General features: G+C 48.7%; 5 protein-coding genes. 2 read left to right on the forward strand and 3 right to left on the reverse strand.

Annotated features, from left to right (window positions below; genetic code table 11):
• The 3 genes from der to IJ369_RS10750 all read right to left on the reverse strand — a co-directional run.
• Window positions 1-832 (reverse strand): ribosome biogenesis GTPase Der (gene der, locus IJ369_RS10735; protein ID WP_290718900.1); only part of this gene is annotated, 832 nt, incomplete at its 3' end.
• A gap of 143 nt (window positions 833-975) precedes the next feature.
• Window positions 976-1,782, reverse strand: coding sequence for a peptidoglycan editing factor PgeF (gene pgeF, locus IJ369_RS10740; RefSeq protein WP_290718568.1), 807 nt, complete (start codon window positions 1,780-1,782; stop codon window positions 976-978).
• A 92-nt stretch (window positions 1,783-1,874) separates the two neighbouring features.
• Window positions 1,875-3,008, reverse strand: coding sequence for a ribonuclease HII (locus IJ369_RS10750; RefSeq protein ID WP_330612992.1), 1,134 nt, complete (start codon window positions 3,006-3,008; stop codon window positions 1,875-1,877).
• A 156-nt stretch (window positions 3,009-3,164) separates the two neighbouring features.
• On the opposite strand from IJ369_RS10750, the gene IJ369_RS10755 reads away from it, so the two are divergent.
• The gene (locus IJ369_RS10755; protein WP_290718570.1) at window positions 3,165-3,944 is read left to right on the forward strand and encodes a PhzF family phenazine biosynthesis protein; all 780 of its coding nucleotides are present in this window, start codon (window positions 3,165-3,167) and stop codon (window positions 3,942-3,944) included.
• A 214-nt stretch (window positions 3,945-4,158) separates the two neighbouring features.
• Window positions 4,159-5,247 carry an epoxide hydrolase family protein gene (locus IJ369_RS10760; RefSeq protein WP_290718902.1) on the forward strand — a complete coding sequence of 363 codons (1,089 nt, stop codon included), beginning with the start codon at window positions 4,159-4,161 and terminating at the stop codon, window positions 5,245-5,247.
• Window positions 5,248-5,556: the final 309 nt, after the last annotated feature.

A 5,556-nucleotide genomic window follows, 5' to 3' on the forward strand; every position in this document is an offset into this window, starting at 1 on the left:
TATCCTGATCTGTGATGCCTTCGTTGGCATCGATCACCAGAATGGCAACGTCACAGCGTTCCACCGCAGCAACGGCGCGGATGATACTGAAACGTTCGATTTCTTCTTTGATCTTGCTCTTGCGGCGCATACCAGCTGTATCGATGAAGATATATTTCTGTCCATCGATTTCGATGGGTGTATCTACGGCGTCTCTTGTTGTGCCGGCGATATTGCTTACGATCAGTCTGTCTTCCCCCAAAATCTTATTGATCAGGGAAGATTTGCCTACGTTGGGTTTGCCGATGATGGCAACGCGGATGGCATCGTCTTCTTCCTCAGAAGCATCTTTTTCAGGGAAGTGTGCAATAACCTGATCCAGCATATCGCCCAGGCCCAGAGCCTGTCCCGCGGAAACGGGCATGGGATCGCCGATACCCAGTTCATAGAATTCATAAACAGCCATGCTGTCACGTTTTACGCTGTCTACTTTATTTACCGCCAGAACAACGGGTTTCTTTGTGCGGCGCAGCATATTTGCTACTTTCATGTCATCGTCTGTTACGCCTGTTTTTACGTCTGTCACAAACAGGATAACGTCTGCTGTTTCGATGGCGATCTGTGCCTGCTGCACGATCTGTTTCTGGATGATCTCTTCGGAACCGATCTCCATACCACCGGTATCAATCAATGTAAATTTGCGGTCCAGCCATTCCACGTCAGCATAGATACGGTCACGGGTTACGCCGGGTGTATCCTGCACGATGGAAATTCTTTCCCCTGCCAGTCTGTTGAACAGGGTAGATTTCCCTACGTTGGGGCGGCCTACCACAGCTACGATAGGTTTGCTCATAGTATAATACCTCCAACCTGCTTTGCAGTTATTTTACAATTTTTTACAGATGGGCATAAGAGCCCAATTTTCCATTCTGTTTAGTATACCACAAAAAGAAAGGAAGTGCCAAGATTTTTTGCACTTCCTTCTGCATTCTTCTCTTAAATCAGTTCCATAATACCTGCCATAACACCGCGTTTTTCGCCCATGCCTCTATGGGAATAAAAACGTACCTGATCGCATTTAGTGCAAAGGCCGCTGATTTCGATATCCTTCACGCCCATTTCCGCCAGCAGTCTGCGGTTGCACTCCCACAGGTCCATTTTATATTTGCCTTCCTGAGAAGGGTCAACTTCCACGATGTCATCTGTCCATTCAATGTTCTCTTTAAATAAGTTTAACACAGGTTCGTCCATCTGGAAACAGCATTTACCAATAGAAGGGCCAATAGCCGCTGTCACGTCTGCAGGGTCTGTTCCAAAGGCTTCCATCATGGCCTGCAGGGTCTTTTCTGCCATACGCTTGCCTGTGCCCATCCAGCCGCAGTGGGCCACCCCGATAGCCTTGTTTTTCTTATCCAGCAGGAACACAGGCACACAGTCCGCGCCAAAGATCACCAGAGGGATATTCTTTTCATTTGTGATAAGACCATCCACATCCGTATAGCCTCTGTCGATCCAGACACCCTTGCCCTTGTCTTCTGCTGTCACTCTGCGCACATTTGTGGTGTGGGTCTGCTGAGATGTCACATAGTTGTCTGCCGTAAAACCAACGGCATCCGCCAGGATACGATAATTTTCCCATACAGGTTCCTTTGCTTCTCCACGGGAAAGCCCCATGTTCATGGTTGCCCAATGCTCTGTGCTGACACCGCCGTGGCGGGTGGTGAAACAATGACGCACCATGCCTGTTTTCTCTAAGTTTTCAAATGTAATGTATTCTAAATCGCCTTTTTTAACAATTGCCATTTTATTCTCCTTTTTCGATGGACTCCGTCCCTCACTTGGCCAGCGCCCTTGCCGCAACGGGGTGCAGGGGTTGAGCTCCTGCTGGGGGTATCTTACAGCTGGAATGCATCCTCTGTATAACGGAAGTATACCTTGCCGTCATTGTTCAGTACCTCTGCCACATCAAAGCGAAAATCGTAGCCCAGCTGCTCCAGACAATTCTGGGCAATATAGGCCTTCGCCGCACGGATGATGTGCTGCTGTTTCCAGTGGTTCACCGCCTCTGCAGGCGTTCCCATCTCTTCATTTTTTCTGTATTTTACTTCCGTAAAAACGATATATGTATCTTTTTTGGCGATGATATCGATCTCGCCTTTCAGGGCATGGAAATTCCTCTCCAAAATCTCATAGCCCATTTTCTCCATCTGCTTTGCCGCAATGGCTTCCCCGCGATGACCCTTGTCCGTCGTCGTTTCTCCATCCTGGGGCAGGAAATTTTTCACGAAGGTTTTCCGATGGATGGGCGTGATACCCAGTTTTTTGATGCCCTCAATATGCTCCGCAGAGCCATAGCCTTTATTCGCCGCAAAGCCATAACCGGGGTAAACCTCATCGAAGGCTTCCATCATACGGTCACGATAGACCTTGGCAATAATACTGGCCGCCCCGATGGACATGCTCTTGGCATCCCCTTTGATGATGCCTTTCTGGGGTGTAGAGACCATAGGGATGGTCACCGCATCGGCAAGGATATAATCCGCTCTGGGGCTCAGCTGAGAAAGAGCATCCCGCATGGCCTCATAGGTTGCCTGCAGGATATTGATTTCGTCGATACGCTCATTGGAAACGACGCCGATGCCGTAGGACACAGCTTTTTCCAGAATGATATCATAGAGTTCTTCTCTCTTTTTGGCGGAAAGCTTCTTGGAGTCATTGACTCCTTCGATTTTGCAGCCTTTCGGCAAAATCACCGCCGCCGCCACCACCGGCCCTGCCAGCGGGCCTCTGCCCACTTCATCGATACCGGCAACCAGTTCATAACCTGCATCCCAACAACCACGCTCGTAGGTCAAGATTTCTTCCAGACGCTCCAATTCCTGCAGATGCTTGTCATATTTCTTCCGAAAAGAGGTCAGCAGGTTTTGGACGCCCTTTCGGCTGTCTGCTTCAAATTGTTTCATCTGTTCCGGCAGTGTTTCCATGGAACAACTGCTCAAAATTTCTTTGATTTCACTGATAGACTGCATATGACCTCTCCTCTCCGTCCGCATTATCATACTATATTTTCGACTTTCTTGCAACGAAAGTGTATGACAGACAATTTTCGAATTGTATGTAGCCTACTATTGTGCTATGATTAAATCAGAAAAAATCGTATTTTACATATAAGGAGGTCATTTAGTATGAAATGTTACCATGTTGACGCTTTCGCTGAAAAAGTATTCGAAGGCAACCCCGCAGCGGTTTGCGTGCTGGACAAATACCCTTCCGATGAGCTGATGCTGAAAATTGCCATCGAAAACAATCTCTCCGAAACCGCTTTCGCCGTAAAAGAAGGCGAAAACTATCACCTGAGATGGTTTACCCCCGGCGGTGAAATCGACCTGTGCGGTCATGCCACTCTGGGTACATCCTACGTACTGTTCTCCTTCTTTGAAAAGGAAGCAACATCCATCACCTTCAACACCATGAGCGGCCCTCTGACCGTTGTGAAAAAAGGTGACCTGCTGGAAATGGACTTCCCCGCATATGAACTGAAAGAAGTTCCCGTGACAGACCAGATGGAAGAAATCTTTGGTGTAAGACCCGTGGAAGCATGGCTGGGCCGTGACCTGCTTTGTGTATTTGAAAAGGAAGCCGATGTAGTGAATATGGCACCCGATCACGGCAGAATCACAGAACTGGATGGTCTGCTGCAGCATGTGACAGCCAAAGGCACAAATTATGATTCCGTATCCCGTTCCTTCTGCTCCAAACTGGCTATCACAGAAGACCCCGTTTGCGGCAGCGGTCACTGCCATATCGTTCCCTTCTGGGCACAGAAACTGGGCAAAAATCAGATCATTGCAAGACAGGCCTCCAAACGCGGCGGCACACTGCACTGCAATCTGAATGGCGACAGAGTAACACTGGCCGGCTCCGCAGTGCTGTATTCCATCGCTGATCTGTATGTAGAAGAATAAAGTTTCCGTTCCTTCCTCTTTCGGAAATAAAAAAAGCCCCCCCTGCATAGATGGGCGTCCACAAAACAGTATTTAGTATGCCCGAAGAAGCCCGACCTTCTTCGGGCGTTTCTTTGAGTAGGCGGTAGAACTTTTTGCATATTTCTGATATACTTCACTCAACAAAAGAGTAAGATAAAATTTGAATTTGCTGAAGAAAGGAGTGCTCATCAGTATGAAAGAATTCCGCATTGATTTTGGCGAAGAACAGCTGGAAGAACTTCGCCAGCGTATAGGATCTACCAGATTGCCAAGATCATTGAACAATGAGAATTGGATTTTAGGAACGAACAGCGATTATTTGCAGACGCTTCTTGATTATTGGCGCGATGGATATGATTGGTCGCGTAAGCAGCGAGAATTGAATCAGTATCCCCAATTCACATGTGAACTGGACGGACTTACCGTTCACTTCTTTCACATTCCCGGTTCACGCAAAGACGCAATGCCGCTGCTGCTGACGCACGGATGGCCTGACAGCTTCCTGCGCTATGCAAAGGTATTCCCTCTGCTTTCAGATTACGACCTTGTGGTGCCATCGCTGCCGGGCTTCGCATTTTCAACGCTGCCACCGAAGGGCTTTCTAAACAATGCTGAAGTTGCCGAAATATGGCACCGACTGATGACAGAGGTGCTGGGATACAAAGAATATGCGGCATCAGGCGGTGATATGGGCCGCGGCGTAACCTGCTACCTCGCCACACGTTATCCGCAGGAAGTCAAGGGAATCCATCTCACCGACGTGGGATTGGTAGGGGAACTTGTTTCTGCGTCGGACGAGAAGCTGGCGCCTGCTGAGCTCTCCTATAAGCGCAAGGCCATTGAATGGCAGCGTATGGAGGGCGCCTATATCAACATTCACAGCACAAAGCCGCAGACGCTGGCATATTTGCTAAGCGATTCTCCCGCTGGTATGGCGGCTTGGATAACAGAGAAGTATCACGCCTGGAGCGACTGGTCACTGTTGACGATGGACGACATTCTTGACTGTTTGACGCTCTATTGGATGACCAATACGGCCGGCACCTCTATCCGTGCCTATCATGGGAATCGCTTCACACTGCCACCACTTGGCAAAGTTACGGTTCCAACCGCAATTGCCGCATTCCCCCATGATGTTCTCCCTGCGCCGAGGGAATGGATAGAGCGGAACTATCCCGTTATCATGTACACCGAGATGCCTCGCGGCGGGCACTTCACGGCCCTTGAGCAGCCGGAGAAGTTTGCAGAAAACATTTCCCAGTTTATGAATATGATCATGTAACTTTATGCGCCCGAAAAGGCTCAGTTGCGGGCGCTTAGAGAGAATAGAATTTGAGCTCTTGTATTGAGTGTAATGGCGCTGTGTCATTCATAAGGGAGTCAGCGTTAAAATGATAGGCCTGTTTTTTTCTCTCTTATCGGCTTGCTGCTTATGCTATAGCACGTTTGGAAAAAGAAAAGAGAATATGCTGAAATGGCAGGTGGCGAACACATCATTTGTGATCCTAGCGAATCTCCTTCTTAAGGGATATTCCGGGATGGCCACAAATCTGGTCTGTCTGGTGCGAAACATCCTCGGTGCAAAAGGGCT

It is taken from the genome of Anaerotignum sp., assembly GCF_017483025.1.
In the GTDB taxonomy this organism is placed as follows: Bacteria; Bacillota; Clostridia; order Lachnospirales; family Anaerotignaceae; genus Anaerotignum_A.